Consider the following 23838-nt stretch of genomic DNA (forward strand, 5'->3'; position numbering starts at 1 on the left):
TCGTTCACGATGTGATGGCGAACGCCGGGTGGTTCTTACCGCCCGGCGTTCTCCTTTGTGATCCACGTTTGTGATCCACGACAAAGTGGTTGACGGCCCCGCGTCGTACCGTTAACGTTCCAGGCCTCATGGGTTTCGGTTTCCTGTTCTTGTGATCGCTTCGCCGCGTTGAGCTTTGCTCCGCGTCGAATCCCCTCCCACGCCTATCCGCCTGTCGGCGTTCGATTTTCGCGTGGGCTCCACCCATCCGGCTCGTGCCGAGCCGAGAACAGGAGATCCCTGTGCTCACCCTCCGAACACCTGCCGTCTCCCAGCTGACCCTGTCCGGTGTCACCAGACGTTATGCCGACCGCATCGTGCTGGACACTGTGAACCTGTCCATAAAGTCCGGTGAGAAGGCCGGCGTGGTCGGCGACAACGGTGCCGGCAAGTCGACCCTGCTGCGGCTCATCGCGGGTCGCGAAGTCCCCGACAACGGCGAGGTCGTCGTGCAGGCCCCGGGCGGCATCGGCTACCTGGCCCAGAGTCTGGAGCTGCCGCCCACCGGCACCGTCGGCGCGGCAATCGACCTGGCTCTCAGCGATATTCGCGACCTGGAGGACCGGATGCGCACCGCCGAGGCCGAATTGGCCGCGCCCGGGCCGCTCGGCCGCCGCCTCGAGGCGTACACCGCCCTGGCGGCCCGGTTCGAGGCGCGCGGCGGGTACCAGGCCGATGCCCGGGTGGACGCGGCCCTGCACGGGCTCGGCCTGCCCGGCCTGGATCGGAATCGCCTGCTGGGCACGCTGTCCGGCGGTCAGCGCCGCCGCCTGGCGCTGGCGGCCACCCTCGCCTCCGCGCCGGAGTTGCTGCTGCTCGACGAGCCCACCAACGACCTCGACGACAATGCCGTCGAATGGCTCGAGGGGCAGCTGCGTGACTACTCCGGCACCGTGGTGGCCGTGACCCACGATCGCGTCTTCCTCGAACGCATCACCAGCATCGTGCTCGAGGTGGACGCGGGCGCGGTCGCCCGCCACGGCAACGGCTACCGTGGCTACCTCACCGCCAAGGCCGCTCAGCGGCACCGGCAGCAGCTCGCGCACCAGCGCTGGCGCACCGAACTGGCCCGCAACGAGCGACTGGCCGAGTCGAATGTCGTCCGCCTGGAAGCGATTCCGCGCAAGCTCCCGCTCGCGGTCTTCGCCGCCGGTCCCTTCCGAACCCGCAGCCGCGGCCACGGCGCCCAGTCCCGCATCCGCAATGCCAAGGAGCGGGTCTCCCGCCTGACCGCGGATCCAATTGCGCCCCCACCGGATCCGCTCCGCTTCACCGCCGAGATATCCACGACCGACCCCCTCCCAGCCGCCGCAGGACCGGCCGTCGCTGGATCGGCCGTTGCTGGATCGGCCGTTGCTGGATCGGCCGTTGCTGGATCGGCCGTTGCTGGATCGGCCGTTGCTGGATCGGCCGTCGCTGGACCGACCGGCACTGCGCCGACGGACGCCGGCGACAGCGTCGGGGTGGTCGCAGCCGTGGTGGTACCGCCCGTCGCCGAGATGAGTTCGGTTGTGGTGGAAGGCCGTTTGCGCATGGACGGCCTGCGGATCGAGGCCGGTGAACGGTTGCTGGTGACCGGTCCCAATGGCGCGGGCAAGACCACGCTGCTGCGGCTGCTGGCCGGGGAGCTGGTTGCCGAGGCGGGCGAGGTCACGGTGCGCGGGCGGGTCGGGCACCTGCGGCAGGAGGAGTCACCGTGGCCGGCGGAGCTGACGGTGCTCGGTGCGTTCGCTTCCGGGCGGACGGGCTGCCCGGACGAGCATGCCGCGGCGCTGCTGGCGCTGGGCCTGTTCCGGCCGGACGACCTGCGCCTGCGCGTGGGTGAGCTGTCCTATGGCCAGCGTCGTCGCGTCGAATTGGCGCGGCTGGTCACCGATCCGGTGGATCTGCTGCTGCTCGACGAGCCGACCAATCACCTGTCCCCGGCCCTGGTGGAGGATCTGGAGCAGGCCCTGGACGGCTACTCCGGCGCGGTGGTGCTGGTGACCCATGATCGCCGGATGCGGCAGCGCTTCGCGGGTCGCCGCCTGGAGCTTCAGAATTCGTGCAGCATGACGTAGTCGTGGTGCAGCTGATTGCCGACGGTGAAGGTCTTGGTGTCCGCGACGGTGAAGCCGTGTTTGCCGTAGAAGCGCTGGGCGCGCGCGTTCTGCTGGTTCACGCCCAGCCACACGGCCTTGCTGCTGTCGGCCCGGGAGTGCTCGAGCGCGCGCAGCATCAGCGCCGCCGAGACCCCGCTGCCGTGCTGGCCGGGCAGCACGTACATCTTGCTGAGCTCGATCACCGGGCGCAGGGTGATGACCTCCGCCACCGCGGGATCGGCCGGTTCCATGGCATTGAGCAGTGCGTAGCCGACGATCTCGCCGCCGAGCACCGCCTTCAGAACCACACGGCCGGGATCGGCCAGATACTCGCGGAACCGGTCCGCGGACAGCACCTCCGCGATGAAGGCGGCCATGTCCTCGGGTGTGGATCCGGGCGGGCAGGCCAGCGGAAAGGTCGCGGCGGCGACGACGGCGAGTTCGCCGGCGTCGTCCGCGGTCGCCGGTGTGATGGCTACGGAATCGCTCACCGCTCCAGTCAAGCAGGCTCCGCGGCGGGCTCGGCGGCCGCGGGGGTGGCGTCGGTGCGGCGGTGGAAGACCCGCGCGCAGCCGATCAGCACCACCGCGAAGGCGAGCGGAATCGCGAATCCGGCTCGCAGATTGGCGGCGTCGGCGACCGCGCCCACCACCGCGCCGCCGACCAGGGTGCCCGCGTAGTTGAACAGGTTGAGCCGCGCGATGAGCGCATCCAGCTCGCGTCCGCTGGTGAGCTGGCCGGCCTCGCTGAAGCATAGGGGCGCGATCACCGGCAATCCGATTCCGGCGACCAGGAATCCGAGGATCGCGGCCACCGGTCCCGGGGCGGTGACCACGATCACCAGACCGACCGACCCGACCGCCGCGGCCACCCGCACCACCATGCGTGGTCCGAACCGGCGTACCCACAGGTCGCCGGTGAGGCGGCCGAGCAGCGACGCGCCCTGGTAGGCGGCCAGCGCCAGCGCGGCGGTCGCGGAGGAGGAGAGCAGTTCGTCCTTCAGGTACAGCGCCGACCAGTTGCCGACCGCGAGGTCGATGGCGAAGGCGAGGGCGATCACCGCGCCGAAGATCCAGAAGATGCGCATCGGCACCGCGCCGGCCGGTTCGTGTTCGGCCGGACCGGCTTCGGCCTCGTCGGTGCCCAGCAGTCGCGGTCCCGCGGCCAGGCAGCCGATGGCCACCACCGCCGCGGCCACCAGGATCGACGCCTGCAGCGGCACTTTCAGCGCCTCGAACGCCGAGACGAACAGCGCGCCGGTGATCGATCCCGCACTCCAGGCCGCGTAGAACGAGACCAGAATGAATCGGCCATAGCCATGTTGAATGAATACCGCCTGCATATTGGTTCCGGCGTCCACGATTCCGACGGCCACGCCGTACACGCCCAGGGCCACGAAGGCCGCAATGATGTTCGGCGACAGCGCGATCGCCACACCGGAGACCGCGATCAGCGCCAGCCCGATCCGCAGTGCGGTGCGGCTCGACCAGTGCAGCGCGATCCGCTCGGCGGTGATGCTGCCCACGCCCGCGAGCAGGGAGATGAGCGCGACGATCGCCACGATCAGTCCGTCGGAGAGGGTGAATTTGTCCTTCAGCTGTGGGAGCTCGGTGAGAATCACGGCGAGGAAGAACCCCTGCAGCGCGAATGCCACCGAGTTCGCGGAGCGCGCCGCGCGCAGTGTCGGATGGAGTGCGCTGAGCTGCGGCTTCGGGGACTGACTCGGGGGCATTTCGAAAGAGTAGCGGCGGCGGGGCGGTCCGGCATCCCGGGCACGGGTTACGATCCGCGGCGCGCTTGATCACACGCGGCTCGCGGTTGGGTAACGAATCTGGTCGCTTTCGTGTCTTCGGACGCATGCCCTGCGGCACTCTGGAAGTGACGGCTCGGGCTGGTGGTTTCCGATAGGACGGAAGCGGTCCTTCCGGTGAGTGTGGTGGCTGGGGTGATCTTGTGAGCGCGAGGCGAGTGGAAGTTCCGCGAGAGCGGTCGGTGGCTCTTGCCGACCCGGATCCGCGCGCGAATCCTCCGACGGCCGTGGGGGATTCGGCGGTCGACAAGTCTGTGCGCGAGACGGTGGAGAAGTCTGTGCGGGGCGACGCGGACACGGCTGTCCGCAGTGTCGACGGTCGTGGCCATGTGGCGGGGGAGCGGTGCCGGGAAACCGACTGCGCGGACTGCCGCTGGGATGTGCAGCGGCTCAAATTCTGGCTGCGCGGCCGGCTGCTGGCGGCCGGCGCCGAGGATGTCCAGCTGGATGTCGCTGTCGGTGGGCGGCTCTCGGATGTGCTGTGGCGCAAAGGTGATCGCAGTGGCGTCATCGAGGTGTCCAGTGCGCCACCCGAGTTGGCGCGCGCCCGTGCGGTCACCGCCGAGCTCCGGGCCGGCGGTGGTGGTGAAGTGCTGTGGATCTGCCCGCCGGGTTTCTGGACCGCGCAGCTGCCCGCGCTCGGCCTCGACGACTTCGCTGCCGAGGGCTGCGAGTATCGGGTGGTCGGCGGCCTGCTGTCCTCCGGCCCGGGCGGTGTGGTGTCGGCTCGCCAATCCGCTTGTGAACTGCGTGAATTCGTAACGGGCTGGGTGGCGGGGGCGATAGCGTTCGGCTGCCGCGACGAGCACACGGGAGGATGGGCGACAGTGACCGACTGGGAACGCCACACTCGGACACAGGCGGCCGTCATCGCACGGCAGCGCCAGGAACTCATGAATCAGAGCACGGCTCTGGCGTTGGCCCGCAAGGCCACCCGCGACAAGACCAAGCAGCTGCTGCGCATGACGCACCGCCTGGAGCGCGCGGAGATCGCCGCCCAGCAGCAGGCCGACGATCTGGCCCAGACCCGCCGCAAGATCGCCGACCACAATCGGGTCGACGCCACGCTGCGGCTCACGGTGGCGAGTCAGAAGTCCGCGATCCTGCACTGGCAGCTGATCACCTGGTTCGCGGTGATGGTGATCATCACCTTCATCGCCGCGGGTCTGGTCCTGAAGTAGCCGCGAATCGCGCCTGAATCTCCCTCCCCCTTCAACGTATATCGCAGTGGGGGGCTTGCGGCAAGGCCCGGGGGGTGCCGCAGAATCGTCGGCCGACAGGCGATTACCTGCGGAAATCAGGAGGATGGCGATTCATGGCCGATGTGATCATTGCGGGTGCCGGGCCGACGGGACTGATGCTGGCCGCGGAGTTGCGGTTGCACGGGGTGGAGGTGCTCGTGCTGGATCGGGACCCGGAACCGACCAAGGTGGTGCGGGCGATGGGGATGCACGCACGCACTGTCGAGGTGCTGGATCAGCGCGGTGTGGCGGATCGATTCCTGGCGCTGGGCAAGCAGCACGATCCGAGCGCGTTCTTCGCCGGCATCGTGCCCGCACGGCCGGTGCGCTTGGACACCACGTTTCCGTTCGTGCTGGGTCTGCTGCAGCCGATCACGGATCGCCTGCTGGCCGAGCGCGCGGTAGAGCTGGGCGTGGAGATCCGGCGCGGGTGTGCGGTGGCCGGGCTGAGCCAGGATGCGGACGGGGTGACGGTCGAGCTGGCCGGCGGTTCCCGGCTGCGCTCGCGCTACCTGGTCGGCTGTGACGGCGGCCGGTCCACGGTGCGGAAATTGCTCGGCATCGGGTTTCCGGGCGAGCCCGCCCGGCTCGAGACGCTGATGGGCGAGGTGGAGCTGACCACACCGCAGGAGGAGGTGATGGCGCTGGTCACCGAACTGCACAAGACCCATCGGCGCTTCGGCGCGATGCCGCTGGGCAATGGCGTGTACCGGCTGGGCGCGCCCGCCGACGGCGTGGCCGAGGACGGCGATGTTCCGCCCACCCTCGACGAGCTCAAGCGTCAGGTCCGGGCGGTGGCGGGCACCGATTTCGGCGCCCACTCACCCCGTTGGCTCTCCCGCTTCGGCGACGCCACCCGTCTCGCCGACGCCTACCGATCGGGCCGCGTCTTCCTGGCGGGCGACGCGGCCCACATCCACCCGCCCAACGGCGGTCAGGGTCTCAACCTCGGGGTCCAGGACGCGTTCAACCTGGGCTGGAAGCTCGCCGCGGCCGTGAACGGCTGGGCCCCGGCCGATCTCCTCGACACCTACGAATCCGAACGCCGCCCGGTGGCCGCCGACGTCCTCGACACCGCCCGCGCCATGAGCGAACTCACCTCCCTCGAACCCGGCCCCCAGGCCCTGCGCCGCCTGCTCACCCAACTGATGGAATTCGAAGCGGTCCACCGGTTCCTGATCGAACGCGTCACCGCCCTCGGCGTCCGCTACGACTTCGGCCCGGGCGACGACCTCCGCGGTCGCCGCCAACGCGACGTGGCCCTGAAGCGCGGCCGCCTCTACGAGCTCATGCGCCAGGGCCGCGGCCTGCTCCTCGACCAGACCGGCCGGCTGTCGGTCCAGGGCTGGTCCGACCGCGTCGACCACGTGGTCGACGTCAGCGAGGAACTCACCGCCCCCGCCCTCCTGCTCCGCCCCGACGGCCACATCGCCTGGTCCGGCTCCGACCAGGACGACCTGTTCGAAGTCCTGCCCCGCTGGTTCGGCACCGCCACAAGCTGATTCGGCGCCATCATGTGTCGATTCCGCACCGTCGAGTGCTGGTTCAGCACCGCGCCGCGCTGATTCGGCAGCGTCGCATGCTGATTCGGCACCACCACGAGTTGATTCGGCACGCAGTGTGCCGATATGGCAACCATGACAGTGTGATTCGGCAGCGCCCGATAGTCCGATCGGGCACTGCGAGAGGCTGATCGGACACGCCTATCGCGGATTGGATACCAGCGCAGGTTGATTCGGCGTGTATAACGCGTTTGCCGTTTCGCAATGTCGGTATCGCAGGCCAGGCGTGTCCCACAGGGTTTTCAAGATCAGGGAGCTCACAGCGCGGGGAATCGGGTGAAATTCCTCGCCGAGAGCTCCCTGATCTTGGAAGGGTCAGCGGGTGAGGCGGAAGGGGGCGCGGTGCCAGTGCCAGTCGTGGCGCAGGACGAGGGCGGCGAGGTCGAGGAGGTCGATGCCGGTCTCGGTGCGGTAGGCATCGAGGGCGGGCCAGCTCATCGGACCTGTGGACAGGCGGCTGGTCAGGGTGGACTCGTGGTGGGGGTGCACGGTGCGCGACAGCAGTTCCGGGATGCCGTCGCGGCTGCCGGTCCAGGTGAGCCAGCCCCAGCCGCGGGAGAAGGCGTGGGCACGGGAGGCTGCCGCGCGGGCGCGCTGGGGGTGCAGGGCGGTGTGGGCGAGGGGGAGCACGTCGATGAGGACGGTGCGGCCATCGGTGAATCGCGCTGCGGCGGTGGGGTAGTGGACGCGGTCGGCGCCGTCGAGTTCGTAGCCGACGGCGGCGGGGAGCTCGCGGAAGGATTCCACGCGCGGGCTGGCGTCCAGCAGGCGGAGCAGGCGCGCCTGCAGGGCGGTGTCGAAAGTGACTTCACGGCCGAGCTTTTCGGAGTACATGCGCCCGCGGCCGTCATCGTCGTAGTCCAGGCGTCCGGCCGGGAGGACCGGGAGTTCCTCGGGACTGCCGTCGCCCCATTCGACGCGCCGCAGCCACGTATTCCACATGTCGTCGGGTGTGTCATCGGATGGCGCCGCGGGCAGCAGATGCCAGCGCCCCTTCTGCTGCCACCCCGCGATGCGCTGAAAGACGAAGCCCGCCAGTCGTTTCGAGTCCTGCAGATCGTGCCCGGCGAGCCGCAGCTTCAGATATGCCCAGTCCTGGGCCGCGATATCGCCGTCGGTGGCATAGGTTTCCGCGAGCAGTGTCCGCACCAGTCGCTCGTCACCCCACCCCACGGGATACCGTTCCGCGAACACCCCCAGATCGTGCTGCCCGGTGGCCAGTGTCTGCCGCAGCATGGTGCCCACGGCCCGCGTGTACAGCTGCCGCGCCCGATCGCGCGACACCCCGAATCGCACGCCCAGCAGCATGAGGGTCTCCGGACCCTCCCCGTCCAGTCCGAGCCGGCAGGTGATCAGCTCGGCATCGCGTGGCCGATCGGCCACCACATCGCCGGCCATGGCGGCCAGCACCTCGTTGACGTGCTCCAGCCCGAAGTCGACTCCCTCGGCCGGGTCGTCGCGCGGTGTGGTGCGCGCGGTGCGTGCATCGCTCGTCGTCAAGGCCCCTACCCGTCTTCGCCAGTCGGTTCGACGAGCCTAACGGTGCCCACCGACACACGGCGCACCACGCGCTGAACGGCCGGAATCGCCGTGGAACGGTCAGGATCCGATGACGGCATTCATGATGGTGCCCGCGCTGGTGGCGATGATTCCGCCGATCATCGCTCCGGCCACCATCTTCGGGGAGGCGAGCCCGCCGCCCGACCACTTCTCCCAGGCGAAGCGGCCACCGGCGTAGGTGATGCCCAGGACACCCGACAGCAACACGAACCAGGTGAAGTACCGGACGAGCTTCATGAGCTTGTCCGCCACCGGCGGTGTCTCCGGTGTGGGATTGCCGAGCTGGGCGAGCACGGCGTGTTGGGAAAGCACAGTGTCGTGGAAGGCGCTGAGCAACATGGTCACTCTGACAAGGTTACCGCGAAATCGGGCCGATATGGCTGCGAATGTGCTCGGGATCTACTGCGCAAGAACAACTTTCGCGACTGAGGTGCTGCGTCTCGTTGTCTGTGTTGAGCGGATGACGGGATTCGAACCCGCGACCCTCACCTTGGCAAGGTGATGCGCTACCAGCTGCGCTACATCCGCATCGCTTCCATCCGGCCCGTTTCGGCCCGTCCGGCTGCGAGAGAAAACACTAGCCCACCCGCCCCGCATTTCCAAAACGCCTGGCAAACCCCGAGTTGCCACAGCGTGCCTCCGGGGCGGGGTGGCGGTGTTCCGGTTGTGGCGCGGCGGCTATTTGGGAGTGTCCTCGTTCATGGGCACGATGGCGGAGATGAGGGTCGCGTCTCCGATCTTGGTGGTGATGACCAGCTGCGGGGACCAGGTGCGTTTGCTGGCGTCGGGGTGCTGTTCGGTGACGACCATGATGTGCTGGCCGTCGAAGGGGCCGGGCATGATCTGCACGCAGTAGGTGGTGCCCACCGGGATGCTGTCGATGCCGGCCTGGATCTGGTCGACGGTCGGCGTGGGTGCATCGGGCGCGAACATCTCACGGACCGCCTTGCCCGAGCGGTCGACGTAGTAGCGGTTCTGCAGCGCGAGAATGGCGTCCGGGCCGGACTTGGTACTGCCGGGCCCGTTGCCGCGGACATTGCCGCCCTTCACCTCGTTGGGGCAGAGATTGGCGGGCAGGCCCGACGCCGGTTGGTCGGTGGGAGAGGCTGCGGCGGGCGTGGATGCGGCGGGTGCGGCCTGAGGCGTGGCGAGATGGGGCTTCGCGGGTGCGTCGCCACCGGTGACCTTGGCGATCTGGACCGCGATCGCGGCCGTCACCGCGAGGACGGCGAGCAGGCCGAGCAGGGGGACGGCCCAACGGCCGCCGTTCAGCGTGGGGAGTGCGAATCTCGGTCGCTGCCTGGCCGACCGCGCGGCCCGCTTCAAGGGGCGCCGGGCGGTCGGGTAGCCGGGCGGGGGACCGTCGGCGCCCGCGGCACGCCGGGCGGGGTCGTAGGCGGTGAGCGCCCGTGGCGGATCGCCCGCCCGGGCGCGGCCCAGCCGGGCGTGGGCCACGTTCGGCTGCCGGGCGTCCGGCGGGTCGTCGATCGACCGAGCGTGGGACGAGCCGGAGGCCGCCCGGGCGCCCGGCCCGCTGTACTCCGGCGCGGCGGCGGCCCAGCCGGTCGCCTGCGGGGGATTCGATGCCGCGGATCGCGTCTCGTAGTACTCGTCCTCGTCGTCGAAATCGTCGTACTCGTCGTCCAATTCGTCGGCTTCGTACTCGTCAGGACCGGCCGCGTAGTTCTCGCGGCGGGCCGCGCTGACCCTACGGTCGCCGGACTGCTCGGGGTACTCGCCGTATCCGGAGCGCACCGGCCCGGCCGCACCGGTGATCCAGTCCGACCAGCTGCCCGTGTACGCCTGCGCGCCCTGGTGCAGCGGGGTGGGCGGCTCCGATTCCGTTGTCCGCGACTCCGATTCGGTGGTGCTCATGGCGTCGCCCGCGGGCTGAGGTAGGGGATCAGTGGCGCCCCGCTGGTGGTGGGTGTGGTCGGGGCGGGGGAGAAGCTCAGTACCGGGACGCCGCTGCTGGGCGTGCCGGTGGAGGTGCCGCCGCCGAGCGGGAACTGCCCGTTGGGTGCGACGCTGGTGGGCGTCGTCGAGGTGCCCGCGAAATCCATTCCCAGCGTTGGTTTGTCGCTGCCACCGCTCGGGATGGCGCCCGGGGTGGCGGCCCCGGACAGGTCGTGGGCGACGGCCGCGAACCATTGGCCGACCCAGTCGGTCGGGCTCTCGCCGAATCCCGCGCCCTGGGCGTGGGTGTAGTCGTGCTTCTGAGCGGTGTCCCAGTACCGCACCCAGGTGGTGATGTCGAGCAGATCCTTGTTGTCGGTGACGTTCTGGGTGACGGCCGTGAATGCCTGGGTGGTGAGCCGGCTGATGGTGGTGGGCGGCACCAGGTTGGTGACCGCGCCGACCAGTTTGGCCCCGAACACCGCGAGCCCGGCGAGGGGGTTGGCCAGTCCGGCGGTGGCGATCTCGGTGATATTGGCCGGGGTCAGGATGTCCTTCACCACGGCCACAATGGAATTGATGGCGATGGTGCCGACCTTGAGCAGCGCCTGGAACGCACCCGGGACGTCGACCTGGTTGTTCGGGTTGGAGGCGTCGGCGATGCGCTGCGAGATCGACTTCTGCGGCTGGTACGAGAGATCCGACAGCGAGTTGCCGGACACGTCGTTGTTCACCACCGAGGTGGCGGTTTTGATCGAGGTGTAGGCCAGCGCCTCCGCGATGGATTTCAGCGACCCGATCGGGTCGCCCGCCGAAATCTCCACCTGCCCAGCGATATTGGCGACGGTCCGCACCAGCGGCGCGCCCACCGGGGTGTCGCAGGCCAGATCGCCCTCGGTGCAGAATTCGGCGACCCGCCCGACCAGGGTGCCGAAGTTCTCGAGGGTGGCGCTGTCGGGGGCGATGCCCGCCCCGGACGCGGTCTTGGTGGCGGGCGGATCTCCCAGTGCCGCCACGGATTTGCCGTCCGTGCCGGGTGCGGCGGTGGGCAGCTTCTGATCCGGCTTGCCCGGGAACAACGGCGCGTTGGCATTGCGGTTGGGATCGCCGAACAGCGCGACGGCTGCGATCCGGTCGGCCGGGACGGTGCCCTGGCCCGCGCCGACCTCCTGCGCGAACTGCGAGGCCACATGCGCGCCCTGCGAGTACCCGGCGATGGCGAGTTTCGTGCTGGGGCAGCGGTCGGTGACCTGTTTGGCCATGGACCGCAGCCGGTCCAGGCCGCCGGTGACGGACTGGCTGTAGGTGGTGGTGGACACCGACACCGCGCCGCCGAAGGACGCCTCGTAGGGCACGTAGGCCCGGTCCACCAGACCGGCGTCGGTGGCGGCGGCCATCATGGGCCGGAAGACTTCCGAGAGCATGCCGGTGTCGGTGGTGACGGCGGCGTCGGGGGAGGATTCGCCGGTGCCCTGGACGCCGAGCGCGAACAGCGCCGGGCATTTGTCGATGGGGACCGTGGTGTCCGGCGGCCCGCCCCGGGCTTCCGCCGTGCTCAGCACAGCAGGCCCGACGGCGGCCGTCGCCACGATGCAGACGGCCGCGGTCAAGAGTGCCGAACTCCGAAACCCCACGCTGGGCAGCAGTTTTCGATGCACGTCGCACCTCGTTCAGGTTATGGACTGGCTGATTCCGCGCCGTGCTGCGCGCGTTCGGTGATCCGCGCCCCGGCAATGCGCGCCGCGGTGAGGATCTGCTCGGCCAGAAGCCGAACCGGTTGCGGGGGAGTACGAGTGGGATCCCCGTCGTCCACCGGTGAGCCACCGGCGGCGGGATCCCATTCCGCCATTTCGTAGGGTTCGAGGGCGCGCCACTGTTCGAGCCAGCCCAGCCGCCAGGTGCGGGCGCCGAGCGCGACGGCCAGGCCCTCCATCTCCTCGCGCCGCTGCGCGACCGGAATCGGCAGCGGCCGAGCCGAATCCGATACGGTCACCACGCCGACCACCTGACTGCCGGCGGGCGTGGCCCGGGCCTGATGTGCCAGCAGCGCCCGATGCAGGGCATTCACCCCGCGCAGATGACTGCGCCCGACGAGCACCACCAGCGGCGAATCCAGATCTCCGGCCAGCCCGATCCGCGCGGGCCACCGTTGCCCCGCGTCGCCCGCCCAACTGAGACTGGCCGCGAGACTGCTGACCCCCGCGCCGCCGTGCACGCCCACCAGCCACACCAGTGGCGGCCGCGGCGGCCGATTCGGCACCGCTCGATGCCACATCGGCACGGGAGGAGCCGTGGGCGCGGGCCGGCTCGGTGCAGGCACGTCGGAATATGCTGTGCCGCTGCGCCATTCGCCGCCGCCCAGTGGTTGCCATGCGGTGCTCGGCATAGCGGGCCGACCAGAGGCCGTCTCGTCGGTATCGAAGGGACTGTGCGCAGTGTGCGGTGCCGGACCCGAGTTGTCGGTCAAGCGCGGTGCCGGGGTGTGGGCGGCGTGCGGGTCCGGGGACGGCGAGGCGCGGCGTGGGTCGTGGAGCGTGGTCATCGCAGCGCTCCGAGGAGGGTGAGGTAGGCGTCGCGGGTGGGTGCGGTGAGATGGTGCCAGGTGATGGGGCCGCCGGTGGCGAGGTGGAGATCGAAGGGGATCGGGACCACGGCGCGGACCCAGGAGCCGAGGTGGGTGCGTACGTGGTCGAGAACCGCTGCGGCCGAACCGGGTACCTGTTCGGTGAGGACGATGACCGCATCGCCGACGACGAATTCGCTGAAGTTCTCGTCCAGCCAGGTGAGGGCGGGCTGGAGGCGGTTGATGGCGTCGGGGCGTGCGGCCACGGTGATCACCAGCCCGACCCGGGGGTCCGCCAGCAGCGGGGCCGCCAACCGGCTGGTGACCGGGGCGCCCGCATCGAAAACCCCCAGCAGCCCGGCATTTTCGAGATGCCGCGCGACCGACACCAGGGATTCCCTGCGCGGCAACGGGTCCGGCGTCCGCCCCAGCACCCGCACCCCGGTCGACGTCTGCCCCGAGCACGCCCCCACGCTCGATGCCAGCCCCGGATACGGTGTGCCGAGCCACTTCTGCAGGCTCCCCACCGGAGCCGCCGCATCACACCCGCGCAGCGCCACGTCCCCGCCCCCGAGCGTCGCGTCCACCACCACCGGCCACACCTCGCCGTCACTGTCCACGGCCGCCGCCGCGGCCAGCCCCAGCGCCGTCGTACTGGCCCCCGATGCCCCCGACCCGCCCAGCACCAGCACCGGCGGCACGGCGGCCCGCACCAGCCGCCCCTGCCCGCCCCGCAACGGCACGCCATCGGTGGGCGAACCCGCGGGCCCGGGCTGCATCAGCTCACTGAGCCCCGAATCTCCCTCGCCCCCAGCCACACTCGCCCGCACCGCCTCGACCAGCCGCGCCTCCACCTCCGCACTCGTGTTCGGCTGTTCGAGACCGGGCCCGGGTGTGGGGGTTGCGGGGGGACCGGGGGGAGTGGAGCGGAGCCGGTCGTCGATGTCGACCATGGCTCACCGGCTTCCGGCGACGATGGAGGTGATGCGGACCTGGCCGTCACGGGCGGCGGTGGTGATGACCTGCTGCCAGGAGGTCTGAGTGCCGTCCGGGTGCTTCTCGTCGACGGTGACATTCCAGCGGTCGGCGTCCGCGCCGGTGATGGTGACGCAGTGCTTGGTGCCGGCCGGGGTGGCCGAAATCGCGTCGCGGGTGGCCTGTTCCGGGGCGACGCGGGCGTCCGGGGTGAGCAGGGCGCGCACCGCGCCGACGTCGCGCAGCACGTACCAGGCGTATTCGAGGTGCATGATGACGCCGGGCCCACTGAGGAGGTCGCCGGCGGTGTCGCCGCTCACCCGCTGCGGCGTACTGACTTCCTGGCACCAGGTGACCAGCCCCGGCTGATTCCCGCCGGACGTGCTCGGGCCCGCCGCACTGGTCGCCGGAACCGCCTGCGGCGCCTGTGAATCGCCCGGCGTGAGCGCCAGCCACCCGGCCACCGCCACCAGCACCAGCGTCAGCGAAACTCCGGCAATCGCGAGCGCCCGATTGCGGATCCGCAACCGCCGCTGCGTCTGCTCCGCCCGCCGCCGCGCTTCGGACACCAGCGCCGCCATCGGATCCTCGGCCCGCAACTCGTCCGCCCGAACCGACTGCCGCCCTGCCTCACTCGCCGCCGGCACCGCCCCCTCCGTCAGCCACGAGGCCCACCCCGGCGCCTCCGCCTCCACGGCCCCCACCGGCTCCCCACCGCCGGGAGCCAGCACCGGCATCACCGGCCGCCCCGCACTCGGCCCCGAACCCCCAACGTCCCCGCCCACATCCCCGCCGCCCCTATCCTGGTCCGCCGAGAACCCTCCCCAACCCTCCGCAGCCCGATGCCGCCCCGCCCCACCTCGACCATCCATACCTTCGCTCCCAACCCGGACCAAGCCACCCTCGCCCAAGCCCACGTCGACCCCACCGGCAGTACCTCGAGCACCCCCGCCGGCAGCCGGAACAACTCCCGAATGCCCCACGCCGATCACCCGCGCGGCTGCACCCAGTCCCGGCCGACCCCTGTCGGGTTCCCACCTACCTGTATCGGGTTCGCGTCCACCAGTGCCGGTTCGGTGCTGAGCTGTGGCGGATTCTTCTTGCGCTGTGCCGGGTTCGCGCGCTGTGGCGGACGCGCGCTGAGCTGTGCCGGGTCTTCGGTGTGCCGGGTCGGCTGCGCGTGGAGTGGTACTGCTTTCGGCCCTGGCTGCGCCACCCCCGACCCGGGGTGTGCCGTATTCGGTCCTGCGGGTGCCGCTTTGGGGCTGGGCTGGGGTGCCGTTGGACTGGGGTGTGGCGCTGCTGGCCGGGGCCGTGCTGCCTTCGGTTCGAGGTGTGGCGCTATCGGGCCGGGCTGCGCCGTTTTCGACTCGGGGTGTGCCGCTTTGGGTCTGGGCTGCGCCGTTCTTGGCTTGGGGCGCGGCGCTTTCGGCCTGGGCCTCGTGACCTTCGGTCCGGGCCGTTGCAGATGTCTGGACGGCGGGATCGGGGTCGAGGGCGAGGAAGTCGTGGGCGCGGTCGGTTCGGGTCAGGTCGGGATGCGGAGGTGCGGAGGTGGGGTCGGGGGTGGCGGGAGGTAAGTGGCCTGGGGTGGAGTCGGAGGCGTTGGTGTCTGGAGTCACGGCGTTGCCCGTGCCGTTCCGGTCACGCACCCGGCGGGGCGGGTTGCAGTGCGGCCATGAAGGCTTCGGGGGTGAGCGGGGGCATCTGCGCCACGGCGGTGCGGAACGAGTCGACCTGCGCGTTCACGCCGTCCACCACCTGCTCGACCACGGGCGCGGCCTGCGGCGCCACCGCGGCCACCTGCTGCCCGACCCCGGTAACCGCCTGCTCCACCACCGGCGCAACCTGTTGCTCGACCGTGGTGGCGACCTGCTGCGCGACGGGCGCGGCCACCTGCGCGATCGGCGCGGGCAATCCGGCGATCGCCGAAACCGGCCGTACCCCGGGAAAACCCGTCACCGGATCCGAAACCGGCACCTGCGCAGCGGTATCGATCAAAGCCGGGGGAGCAGGAGGTGCTGGCTGCGTCGCATCGCCGCCGCTGAGTGCACCTGCGCCGAGGGCAGCGAGTGCGCCGCCGCCGACTACCAATGGGACGCTGACGAGTCCGCCGAGCGAGCCGCCGCCGACACAACCCGCGATTCCACCGACGATTGCGCCCGCAGGCGCTCCAACCCCGGCAGTTGGAACACCGGCGATAGCCGCACCGGCCAGCGCTCCGACTACCGCGCCAACGCCGCAGCCGATCGGCGCCAGCACTGCTGGCGCGGCCACGCCAACTGTGCCCGCGCCGAGAAGCGCACCCATCGAGCTCGAGGCCGCCATTCGGTCGGAATCGTCTCGCGAGAAACCCATTCGGTCGTAGGCGGCCGCGATCTGCCACTCCGCCATATCGAGATAGGCCTGGGCCTTGTCGCGAGTTTTGGTGTCGATCCAGTCCGGCAGCTCGACGCCGCCCGTGCCGACCCGCAGTTGATGCGGGTCCGCGGGCATCACTTCGGGCGCATTCGCGGCGGGCTGACCAGGCTGGGTGTTCTGCGGTTCAGTCGGCTGGACCTGTGGCTGGGTCTGCGGCTGAATGATGGTGTCCTGCTGCGGCGTTGTCTGCTGCTTCGGCCGGGGACGGTTCGGGGGAGCGATGGGCGGATCCGGGATGTAATCCGCCGGGCTGGGTGAGGAATTCGCGGGCGGCTGTTGCGGCTGGGTGCTCAGGCCCGGTTGCCCGTCGCCGGGTACGGCGAGGCCCGGCTGGCCCGGGGCCGCGGCGGCGACGCCCTGGCCGGCCACCAGCGCGATGGGCAGCATCGACAACAGGATCGAAGTTCGTGTGGTCTTCATGTCCCCAATTCCCCTTCCCCGAATGGACAGCACCGGGCACACGGCCCGAATCCCCCGGATGCCATGGCATTCCGCACCCCTGGCCGACTACACAGGTGGCCCACCGGAACCAGGTCCCGATGATCCATCATGAACCCCACCACCTGCGATGATCATGTTGCGGCCCTGATCTTACCCGGATCGTGGGCCCCCACAACCGGTTCCGTTACAGGAGTGACGAATTGTTAAACCGAGCCGAGCAACACTCGTGGATCAGCTCCGGCACTCGTAGGATCACGACACGTCGCCCGCCCGCGCGTCATCCGAACCGGCTTCACCGCAACACTTCTCGACCACCCGCAGGTCCACCCGGAGGAATTCTCATGCGCGCCAAGCCAGCACATAACGCGCAAACTTTCGCCGCCGCGGCCGCGACCCTGCTCGCCTCCGCAGCCGTCCTCAGCGTCGCTGCCTGCGGAGTCAGTGATCAGAGCGCCGCGAAAACGACTACCACACCGGTCGATCCGACCCGTGCGCCCGCCGACGTGCACTGGGAGAATTACCAGGGAGTCCAACTCCCCATCGGCAGTCACGACGGTCCCAGCAAACTCGGCACCACCGCCGCGGGCTTCTCGCACACCCCGCAGGGAGCGGCGCTGGCCGCCATCAATCACAGCACCCGGCTGTCACTGGCCCCGGACGGCGCATGGCCGCAGGTGGCAGCGATTTCGCTGATTCCCGGTCCGGCCAAGGACTCCTGGGTACTGGCCCGCGCGCAGGTCTCGATCACCGCCCCCGCCAATCCGGTGGTGGCCCCGCGCATCACGGCCTACAAGCTCACCGCCTACACCCCCGACCGCGCCGACCTCACCGTCTACGCCACTTACTCCGACGCCAGCATCACCGCGACCGCCGAGACGGTGCTCTGGGCGTCCGAGGACTGGCGGCTGCTCCTCGCGGACCCCGCCGCCAAAACCCAGACCGTGCAATCGGTTCCCAGCGTCCCCGCGGACGCGGTCAGGCTGGAACCCCCGAAATAGCGGCTACCCGACCAGCTTCAACCCGATCACGCACGCAACGATCCCGCCCAGGAACAGCACCTTGACCGCGCTGACCGAGTCCCCACCGGTAGCCATGGAATAGACGACGGTCAACACCGCTCCGATCCCCACCCACACCGCGTACGCCGTCCCCACGGGCAGCCCCCGCATGGCGTAGGCCAGTCCCGTCATACTCACCACGAGCGCCACCCCGAACACCGCGGTCGGCCCGAGCCGGGTGAACCCCTCCGACTTCCCGAGCGCGGTGGCCCACACGGCCTCGAACACCCCGGACACGACCAGTACCAGCCACGACATGACAACCTCCCAAGGCCGTCTTGTCGCACACCGGGTACGGCTCCCTCGTCCGGGCCCCCAACCGGGGACTGCCTACACGATGGCAAATATTCAGCGAACAGGGCAAATTCCCGGCTGGTGATCTCCGCCTCCATCCGCCGAGATCACCAGCTGTATCTCAGCGCCAGATCCCACTACCGAGGAATCGATCCCACTGCTCACCGGAGAAGACGAGCACCGGCCCACCCGGATCCTTCGAATCACGCACCCCGACGAGCCCGGCATCGTCGGCGAAGGCGATCTCGACACACTCCGAAGCGTTCGGGGACTTGCTGGACTTGAACCATTGGGCGTTGGAAAGGTCGAAGCTCACGCGGTGCACTCCTTCGCGATGCGCCACACCAGATCGCGGCTGGCGTCCTCACTCAACGCTACCTGCCGGAGAGTGTCGATGGCCCGCCGATGCCGGGCGATGACCTCTCGCTGTTCGAGATAGATCGCGCCTTCATAGCCTTCGATGTAGACGACCGGCGGCTCGACCAATCTGTTTGTGAGTGGCGGGAATTCGAGCAGCGTGAATGACCGCACCACCAGACCGCAGTTGTTTTCGGTGGCGGATGGCACCACTCGAATCGATACGTTCTCGCGCTCGCCGGCCTCGCTGAGCCGCCGCAGCTGTGCGGCCATGACGGACGGTCCGCCAGGGCGATGTCGCAGCACCGCCTCCGACAGCAGCGCGTCGAGCCGGAAGTCGTCCTGTTCGAGCCGCGCCTGCCGCCGTGCGGAGAACTCGAGGCGGCGCTCGATATCGACGGTGGACAGCTCTAGCTCGGCGAAGCTGATGAGGGTTCGGCGGTACTGAGCGGTCTGCAACAGGCCCGGTACCAGCGAAAGTTGATGCGTTGTCAAGTGATCCGCCTCTTCCTCCAGTCTCAGGTAATGATCGAAGTGCGCATCCAACTGATCGCTGTAGGCCCGCCACCAGCCGGCGGTGCCGCCCTGCGCCTTCATGATGAGATCCTGTTGCTTGACCTCCTCCCACAACCGCAGCACCTCGTCCCGTTTCGGGCTCGGATTGGGGACGCCGTAGAACTCGAGTAGGTCCCTGATCTGTGCTGTGCACATCTTGACGCGCTGGCCGTCCTCCAGGCGGCCGACGCTCTGGGGTGACATCTCGATGTGCCGACCGGCCGCGAGTTGCCCTTTTCCGGCCTGAATGCGAAAGGTTCGGAGTGCACGTCCAAATGCCCTGCGGGGCAATGTCGATCCCGCCATTTCGTTAGCCTCTCTATCTGGGAAGCTCCGTACTGGAATAGCCCTCGGTGGATGTCCAACGAATTGGAATGAATTGCACGATTCGATGGTGTCAATTCGTCCCGCGCAGTGTCTACTGAATACGGCGCGCCACACCGAATCTCGAAGAATTCCTCGCAAAAGGGAGTCCGAAATGCCCTGGGACGCATGGGCGCTGCTGTCCATCATCGTGGTCTGCACCGCCATTACCGCCCGCACCGCGTGGGACTCGTACCGCCTCGGCCGCGAGTCCCGCCCCACCACCCTGCGCCTGCCCCTGTCCACCGGCGGCCACCTCGACATCCCTTGTCCACCCGGCCATCCCACCGGCCGCCACCGCCCCCACTCGACCAGGTGACCCCATGACCCCCGCCGAAATCGCCGTCCTCGCCACCCTCCACCCCGACCACACCCTCACCGCTCCGCAGATCCAGCAATCTGCCGCCCTGACCAGCTGGCGCACACGAAATGCCCTCTCCCGCCTGGAATCCCGTGGCCTCATCACACCCAGCCGTCCCCGCGGCCGCTACCGCATCACCCCTCGTGGCCGGGTCGCGCTGGCCACTAAGGCCCGCCGCTTCGCCTGACCCGTAGCCCTTCGGCTCGCCAGAGTCGTTGGATCCTCTTGTGGTTTGCCGTCCAGCCTTCGGCGCGAGCTTCGTGGTAGGCGCGGCAGACCCTTTCCGCGGATGACCTCGCGCCTATTCGCGCAGCCGATCACGCAGTGCCGCATCGGGATCGGCGGCTGATTGCGCGGCCGGAGGGCGGCGTTGGGTGCTTCGGTGTTGCCCGGTGACCCGGCAGGCGAACCGTTCGCTCACCTCGAGCACGCGCATAAGATGCGCGACGGCCGCCCGCCGGCGTTCCGGGTCCAGAAGTTCCCTTGGCGATCTCCTGCAATGCTGCCTTCGCCAGCTCGGCCTCGGCGAGAGGCCTTTTCAGGGTGGAGTTTTCGCGTTCGAGGTCCTTCAACCGTTTGGCGTCGTCGGCCTCGAGCCCGCCGAACTGGTTGCGTCAGCGGTAGTAGGTGGCCTCGGTGATCTGCCGCGTCCGGCACACGTCGGCGATGTCTTTGCCCTCGCCCAGCAGCCGATCGGCCTCGCCCAGCTTGCGCACGACCTGCTCGGGGGTGTGACTCTTGCGCGTTGCCATGGTTTTCGAGCCTTCCTGCCCACTTCGTGGGCCGCAAGGGCTCTCACACTCCCCGGACCGAGGTCATGGGGTCAGGTCAGGGGAGATTGTCGGAGTCGCGTTGGCAGGTGAGGTCGGCATCGGGGAGGGTGCCGTCACGGAAGTAGGTATTGACGACCTCGTTCACGCATTGGCTCAGGTTGGAGCCGAGGAGGCCGTGAACGCGGGTGTCTGCCAGTGTGACCATTCGTGACGCTGTCAGGTCCTGGTGCAATGCAAGGCTCCCCTGGTAGGGGGTGCGGGTGTCGCGGGTTGCCTGCAGGATCAGGGCTGGTGTCGCGTTGTGCACGGCGGTGGGTGGCTCGACCGGGTCCGGCCAGAACGCGCATGCGGTGATGTTGTTGGCGAAGGCGCCGAACACCGGTTGGGTCGCCCGGACGCTGTCGATATTGCGGCTATACCAGCCCAGGTCCCGGGGTGCGGCCTTGTCGCCGCACATGACCGCGGCCATGCCCGACGCATCCAGCGCAACGGGACCGCTGACCTTCGCTTTCAGCTGTTCCATGTCGATGGGCAGCCCGGACACTGCGTCGTCCAGGGTCCGCACGAGCTCGGCGAGGTTGACGTTCTTCTTCGGATTCGACAACAGCGACAGCAGCATCATCGGAACGGTGTGTTCATCGATGAGATAGCCGTTGCCGATGACCGGATGGGCGGCGGCACGTCGGATCAGGTCCTCGACAAAGGCCCGGACCTGCGGTCCGCTGTCGCCGAAGTGGTAGTCGGCGTCGTGGCGGGCCGCCCAGATCGCCCAGTCGTCGAGCCCGGCCTCGTTGACGGCGCCCATGTCCTGGTACGTGCCGATCCAGTAGCGGTCCGGGTCGAGGGCGCTGTCCAGCACGATCCGGTCACTGTGCTGAGGGAACATCTGCGTGTACACCGCGCCCAGGTAGGTGCCATAGGAGTCGCCGTAATAGTTGAGCTCGCGTTCGCCGAATGCGCTGCGGATGACATCCATGTCGCGGGCGGTATTGCGGGTGGTGATGGACCGAGCCTTCTCGGGATCGGGCATCACGCAGGAAGCCGCGAACGCGGCGGCCAGGGTGGCGTCGCGCGCGTAGCCGAAGGCGTCGAAGCCGGCCGAGAACAACATGCTGGGCAGCGGCAGCGCACAACTCATTCGGTCCGATCGGCCGATACCACGCGGGTCCATGCCGATCAGGTCGTACCGGGCGCGGACATCCGGTGTGAGCCGATCCCGGAGGTCGGCGATCATGCTCAGGCCCGGACCGCCGGGACCGCCGGGGTTGGACAGCATGATCCCGCGTCTGCGGGCTGGGTCGGTGGCCGGGATACGCGAGATCGCTACGGTCAGCGTGCGCGAGTCCGGTCGGTTGTAGTCGAGCGGTACGACAACGCCCGCGCACTGAGCCCCCGCACCGTCGAGCACCGCATCGTTACACGGCGTCCAGTTCAGCGGCTGGTGATAGAACGACTCCAGCCCACCCGGAATGTCGTCGATCGGATCGGCGCTTGCCGATCCCATGGGCAACGTGGCGAATGCAGCTGCCGATATGACTCCCAGAACGAGCCATCGTAACCATTTTGTCGGCATCGCATCTCCTGCCCGCGACCTCCGTGTACGCATCCCTGATTCCGCCGCACAGCTATTTCCGGGGTCTCGGACCAGCACACTACAGACGTTTGCTGAAACCGGCTCGGCGAGGCAGAAATTCTCAGGAGCGTCACACATGCTTGCCCGGTCACATCATGGTTGTGCCTCTGACATCTGGTTTTGCCGTGCGCGCGACGTGCACGGCCCAGAGGCTAGCGCGATAGCGGCGTATGCCGAGCAATAGCCCGCCGTGTCGAGACCGGGCGCCCGCGCTCGTATCCGCTCGGTCCGGCGAGCCTTCTCCGCCGTACTGGGCGGCCTCGACCGTTGTCGGAAAGTTACAGCTGCGAATGCGGGATCGTTATGCTACCGTGATCTAGATCTCGAATTGGTGCGACTGATTGTGCGGGCCCCGATTGCCTGCGCGTCGGATTAGTGGACGCGGGAGGCGTGATGGAATTCCGGCATATGTTGTCGACATATCGAAAAAATGCTTGCCGCACAGCGTATTCGGCAACCAATACGCCCGGCCTGCCGGTTGGCAGCACGCCCGGGCAACAAGTGATGTGGTGGCGGATCGGCCTGCAATGGCTTGCGGCCCTCGTACTCGCCATGATCGTGCTGCCGGCAGCGGTGTCGATGCCGGTCGCGCGAGCCGCTTCGCTGTCCCCTGGTGACGATCCCTTCTATGCCGCACCCTCCGATCTCGCGTCACATCCGAACGGCGCGGTACTCGGAGCGCGGACGATCGCACTGCTCGGTCTGCCGGTACCGGTGTCGGCATGGCAATTGAGTTATCGCACAACCGATTCCGAAGAGCGTCCGCAGTTGAACGTGACCACGGTGCTGGTGCCATCGGTGCCCTGGAACGGGCCGCGGCCGGTGTTGTCGTACCAGGTACCCGAGAACAGTCTCGACACCCGGTGCGCGCCGTCGGTCACGCTGCGCGGCGGAAGCGACAACGACATGGCGAGCGCCATGCAGGATGTGCCGTTCATCGCGGACGCACTGCTGCGGGGATGGGCCGTCGTGGCCAGCGACTACGAAGGGCCGCAGTCCCGGCTCTTCGACGGCGTGACATCCGGGCGTGGAGTGCTGGACGGAATCCGGGCCGCGCGGTCGTTCTCGCCGGCCGGCATCGATGCCTCGAGCCCGATCGGCGCCTGGGGATACTCGGCCGGAGCCTTCGCGACCCTGTGGGCCACACAGTTGCGCCGGGAATACGCACCAGACGTGCGATTGGTCGGCACCAGCGCCGGCGGAATCCCCACCGATCTCCCGGCCGTCGCGCAACGCGCCGACAGCGCAGCCGGGGCGATACTGATGCTGCTCGGGCTGGCCCGCAACGAACCCGCCTCCCGATTGGCCGACTTGTTGAACGACCGGGGCCGCCGCGCGCTGCTTGCCGCGGGCACCTCCGGCTGTGGTGCGGATCTGTCTCAGGAATACTCCGACGTCCACGTCGACGATTTCGCCACAGTCCCGAACCTGTTGGCGCAGCCCGCTTTCCGCAACGCCGCCCTGCCCAATGAACTCGGCCGCACCGCTCCCGACACCCCGCTGTACCTGTACCACAGCATCGCCGACGAGAAGATCCCCGTCGCCGGCTACACCGCCCTCGTCGATACCTACTGCGCTCTGGGCGCCACCCTCACCGCGATCCACTCGCTGTTCCCGACGCACATCGGAGCCGCCGCGGGCGAAGCACTCGGCGGCATGAACTTCCTCGCCGACCGCTTCGCGGGCACCCCACAAGCCGCGAGGTGTGTGGTGGAGTGACCGCCGGCGCACCCGGTACCCCCGCCGGGCCGTTGGCCGGACTCACCTTCACGGGACGCGTACGGCGACCGCCGCACAAGTCTCGCCGAATCGGGGACCGGAGTTCGATATCAACTGGGCAGGCATGACTGCGGCT

Annotated in this window: 21 protein-coding genes, 1 tRNA gene, 1 pseudogene and 1 riboswitch; of the genes and pseudogenes, 7 read left to right on the forward strand and 16 right to left on the reverse strand. The window is 69.0% G+C overall.

Annotation, left to right across the window (positions count from 1 at the left end; genetic code table 11):
• Positions 1–281 precede the first annotated feature (281 nt).
• The gene (locus ACWEKS_RS26675) at positions 282–2099 is read left to right on the forward strand and encodes an ABC-F family ATP-binding cassette domain-containing protein (protein WP_452342597.1); all 1818 of its coding nucleotides are present in this window, start codon (positions 282–284) and stop codon (positions 2097–2099) included.
• Here ACWEKS_RS26675 and ACWEKS_RS26680 read toward each other — a convergent pair.
• Positions 2075–2611: a GNAT family N-acetyltransferase gene (locus ACWEKS_RS26680; RefSeq protein ID WP_452342598.1), complete on the reverse strand. Its 537-nt coding sequence runs from the start codon at positions 2609–2611 to the stop codon at positions 2075–2077. The genes ACWEKS_RS26675 and ACWEKS_RS26680 overlap by 25 nt on opposite strands.
• Positions 2612–2619: 8 nt before the next feature.
• The gene (locus tag ACWEKS_RS26685; RefSeq protein WP_452342599.1) at positions 2620–3852 is read right to left on the reverse strand and encodes an MFS transporter; all 1233 of its coding nucleotides are present in this window, start codon (positions 3850–3852) and stop codon (positions 2620–2622) included.
• Between the two features lie 260 nt (positions 3853–4112).
• On the opposite strand from ACWEKS_RS26685, the gene ACWEKS_RS26690 reads away from it, so the two are divergent.
• Together ACWEKS_RS26690 and rox are read left to right on the forward strand one after the other, a co-directional pair.
• A complete protein-coding gene (locus tag ACWEKS_RS26690) occupies positions 4113–5111 on the forward strand; it encodes a hypothetical protein (protein WP_452342600.1) in 999 nt (332 codons plus the stop codon).
• A 134-nt stretch (positions 5112–5245) separates the two neighbouring features.
• Positions 5246–6673 carry a rifampin monooxygenase gene (rox, locus tag ACWEKS_RS26695; protein WP_452342601.1) on the forward strand — a complete coding sequence of 476 codons (1428 nt, stop codon included), beginning with the start codon at positions 5246–5248 and terminating at the stop codon, positions 6671–6673.
• 375 nt (positions 6674–7048) lie between these two features.
• Here the strand turns inward: rox and ACWEKS_RS26700 are convergent, their stop codons facing one another.
• From ACWEKS_RS26700 to ACWEKS_RS26740, 9 genes are all read right to left on the reverse strand, one after another.
• Positions 7049–8233, reverse strand: a complete 1185-nt coding sequence (locus ACWEKS_RS26700; RefSeq protein WP_452342602.1) for a hypothetical protein — start codon at positions 8231–8233, stop codon at positions 7049–7051.
• A gap of 99 nt (positions 8234–8332) precedes the next feature.
• Positions 8333–8632, reverse strand: a complete 300-nt coding sequence (locus ACWEKS_RS26705; protein ID WP_354837076.1) for a hypothetical protein — start codon at positions 8630–8632, stop codon at positions 8333–8335.
• Positions 8633–8748: 116 nt separating this feature from the next.
• Positions 8749–8821: transfer RNA gene (locus ACWEKS_RS26710), tRNA-Gly, on the reverse strand.
• A gap of 150 nt (positions 8822–8971) precedes the next feature.
• On the reverse strand, positions 8972–10168 hold the full coding sequence (locus ACWEKS_RS26715) for a hypothetical protein (protein WP_452342603.1): 1197 nt from the start codon (positions 10166–10168) through the stop codon (positions 8972–8974).
• Positions 10165–11847 carry a cutinase family protein gene (locus ACWEKS_RS26720; protein WP_452342604.1) on the reverse strand — a complete coding sequence of 561 codons (1683 nt, stop codon included), beginning with the start codon at positions 11845–11847 and terminating at the stop codon, positions 10165–10167. Before ACWEKS_RS26720 ends, ACWEKS_RS26715 begins: the two co-directional genes overlap by 4 nt.
• Positions 11848–11864: 17 nt before the next feature.
• Positions 11865–12449: a hypothetical protein gene (locus ACWEKS_RS26725; RefSeq protein WP_354836805.1), complete on the reverse strand. Its 585-nt coding sequence runs from the start codon at positions 12447–12449 to the stop codon at positions 11865–11867.
• A gap of 278 nt (positions 12450–12727) precedes the next feature.
• Entirely contained in the window at positions 12728–13705 is a 978-nt protein-coding gene (locus tag ACWEKS_RS26730) for a MinD/ParA family ATP-binding protein (RefSeq protein WP_452342605.1), read from the reverse strand.
• 3 nt (positions 13706–13708) lie between these two features.
• The gene (locus ACWEKS_RS26735; RefSeq protein ID WP_452342606.1) at positions 13709–14464 is read right to left on the reverse strand and encodes a hypothetical protein; all 756 of its coding nucleotides are present in this window, start codon (positions 14462–14464) and stop codon (positions 13709–13711) included.
• Between the two features lie 907 nt (positions 14465–15371).
• The gene (locus ACWEKS_RS26740; RefSeq protein ID WP_452342607.1) at positions 15372–16568 is read right to left on the reverse strand and encodes a hypothetical protein; all 1197 of its coding nucleotides are present in this window, start codon (positions 16566–16568) and stop codon (positions 15372–15374) included.
• Between the two features lie 362 nt (positions 16569–16930).
• Between ACWEKS_RS26740 and ACWEKS_RS26745 the strand changes: the two genes are divergently transcribed.
• Positions 16931–17587, forward strand: a complete 657-nt coding sequence (locus ACWEKS_RS26745) for a hypothetical protein (protein ID WP_452342608.1) — start codon at positions 16931–16933, stop codon at positions 17585–17587.
• Between the two features lie 3 nt (positions 17588–17590).
• On the opposite strand, the gene ACWEKS_RS26750 is transcribed toward ACWEKS_RS26745, so the two are convergent.
• From ACWEKS_RS26750 to ACWEKS_RS26760, 3 genes are all read right to left on the reverse strand, one after another.
• Positions 17591–17905 carry a DMT family transporter gene (locus ACWEKS_RS26750; RefSeq protein WP_452342609.1) on the reverse strand — a complete coding sequence of 105 codons (315 nt, stop codon included), beginning with the start codon at positions 17903–17905 and terminating at the stop codon, positions 17591–17593.
• Positions 17906–17914: 9 nt separating this feature from the next.
• Positions 17915–17977: riboswitch (guanidine-III (ykkC-III) riboswitch) on the reverse strand.
• 85 nt (positions 17978–18062) lie between these two features.
• Positions 18063–18257 (reverse strand): DUF397 domain-containing protein, encoded by a 195-nt coding sequence (locus ACWEKS_RS26755; protein ID WP_354836793.1) that lies wholly within the window; start codon positions 18255–18257, stop codon positions 18063–18065.
• Complete coding sequence (locus tag ACWEKS_RS26760) at positions 18254–19384, reverse strand: helix-turn-helix domain-containing protein (protein WP_452342610.1); 1131 nt, start codon at positions 19382–19384, stop codon at positions 18254–18256. Before ACWEKS_RS26760 ends, ACWEKS_RS26755 begins: the two co-directional genes overlap by 4 nt.
• On the opposite strand from ACWEKS_RS26760, the gene ACWEKS_RS26765 reads away from it, so the two are divergent.
• Together ACWEKS_RS26765 and ACWEKS_RS26770 are read left to right on the forward strand one after the other, a co-directional pair.
• Positions 19332–19535 carry a hypothetical protein gene (locus ACWEKS_RS26765; RefSeq protein ID WP_452342611.1) on the forward strand — a complete coding sequence of 68 codons (204 nt, stop codon included), beginning with the start codon at positions 19332–19334 and terminating at the stop codon, positions 19533–19535. The genes ACWEKS_RS26760 and ACWEKS_RS26765 overlap by 53 nt on opposite strands.
• Positions 19536–19539: 4 nt before the next feature.
• Positions 19540–19764, forward strand: a complete 225-nt coding sequence (locus ACWEKS_RS26770) for a hypothetical protein (protein WP_452342612.1) — start codon at positions 19540–19542, stop codon at positions 19762–19764.
• On the opposite strand, the pseudogene ACWEKS_RS26775 reads toward ACWEKS_RS26770, so the two are convergent.
• A pseudogene (locus ACWEKS_RS26775) lies at positions 19763–20329 on the reverse strand (transposase); the annotation flags it as partial. The gene ACWEKS_RS26770 and the pseudogene ACWEKS_RS26775 overlap by 2 nt on opposite strands.
• Before the next feature lie 76 nt (positions 20330–20405).
• Positions 20406–21854, reverse strand: a complete 1449-nt coding sequence (locus ACWEKS_RS26780; RefSeq protein WP_452342613.1) for an alpha/beta hydrolase — start codon at positions 21852–21854, stop codon at positions 20406–20408.
• A 633-nt stretch (positions 21855–22487) separates the two neighbouring features.
• Here ACWEKS_RS26780 and ACWEKS_RS26785 point away from each other — a divergent pair.
• Positions 22488–23702, forward strand: a complete 1215-nt coding sequence (locus ACWEKS_RS26785; RefSeq protein WP_452342614.1) for a lipase family protein — start codon at positions 22488–22490, stop codon at positions 23700–23702.
• Positions 23703–23838: the final 136 nt, after the last annotated feature.

The sequence above is a fragment of the Nocardia sp. NPDC004711 genome, assembly GCF_053601595.1.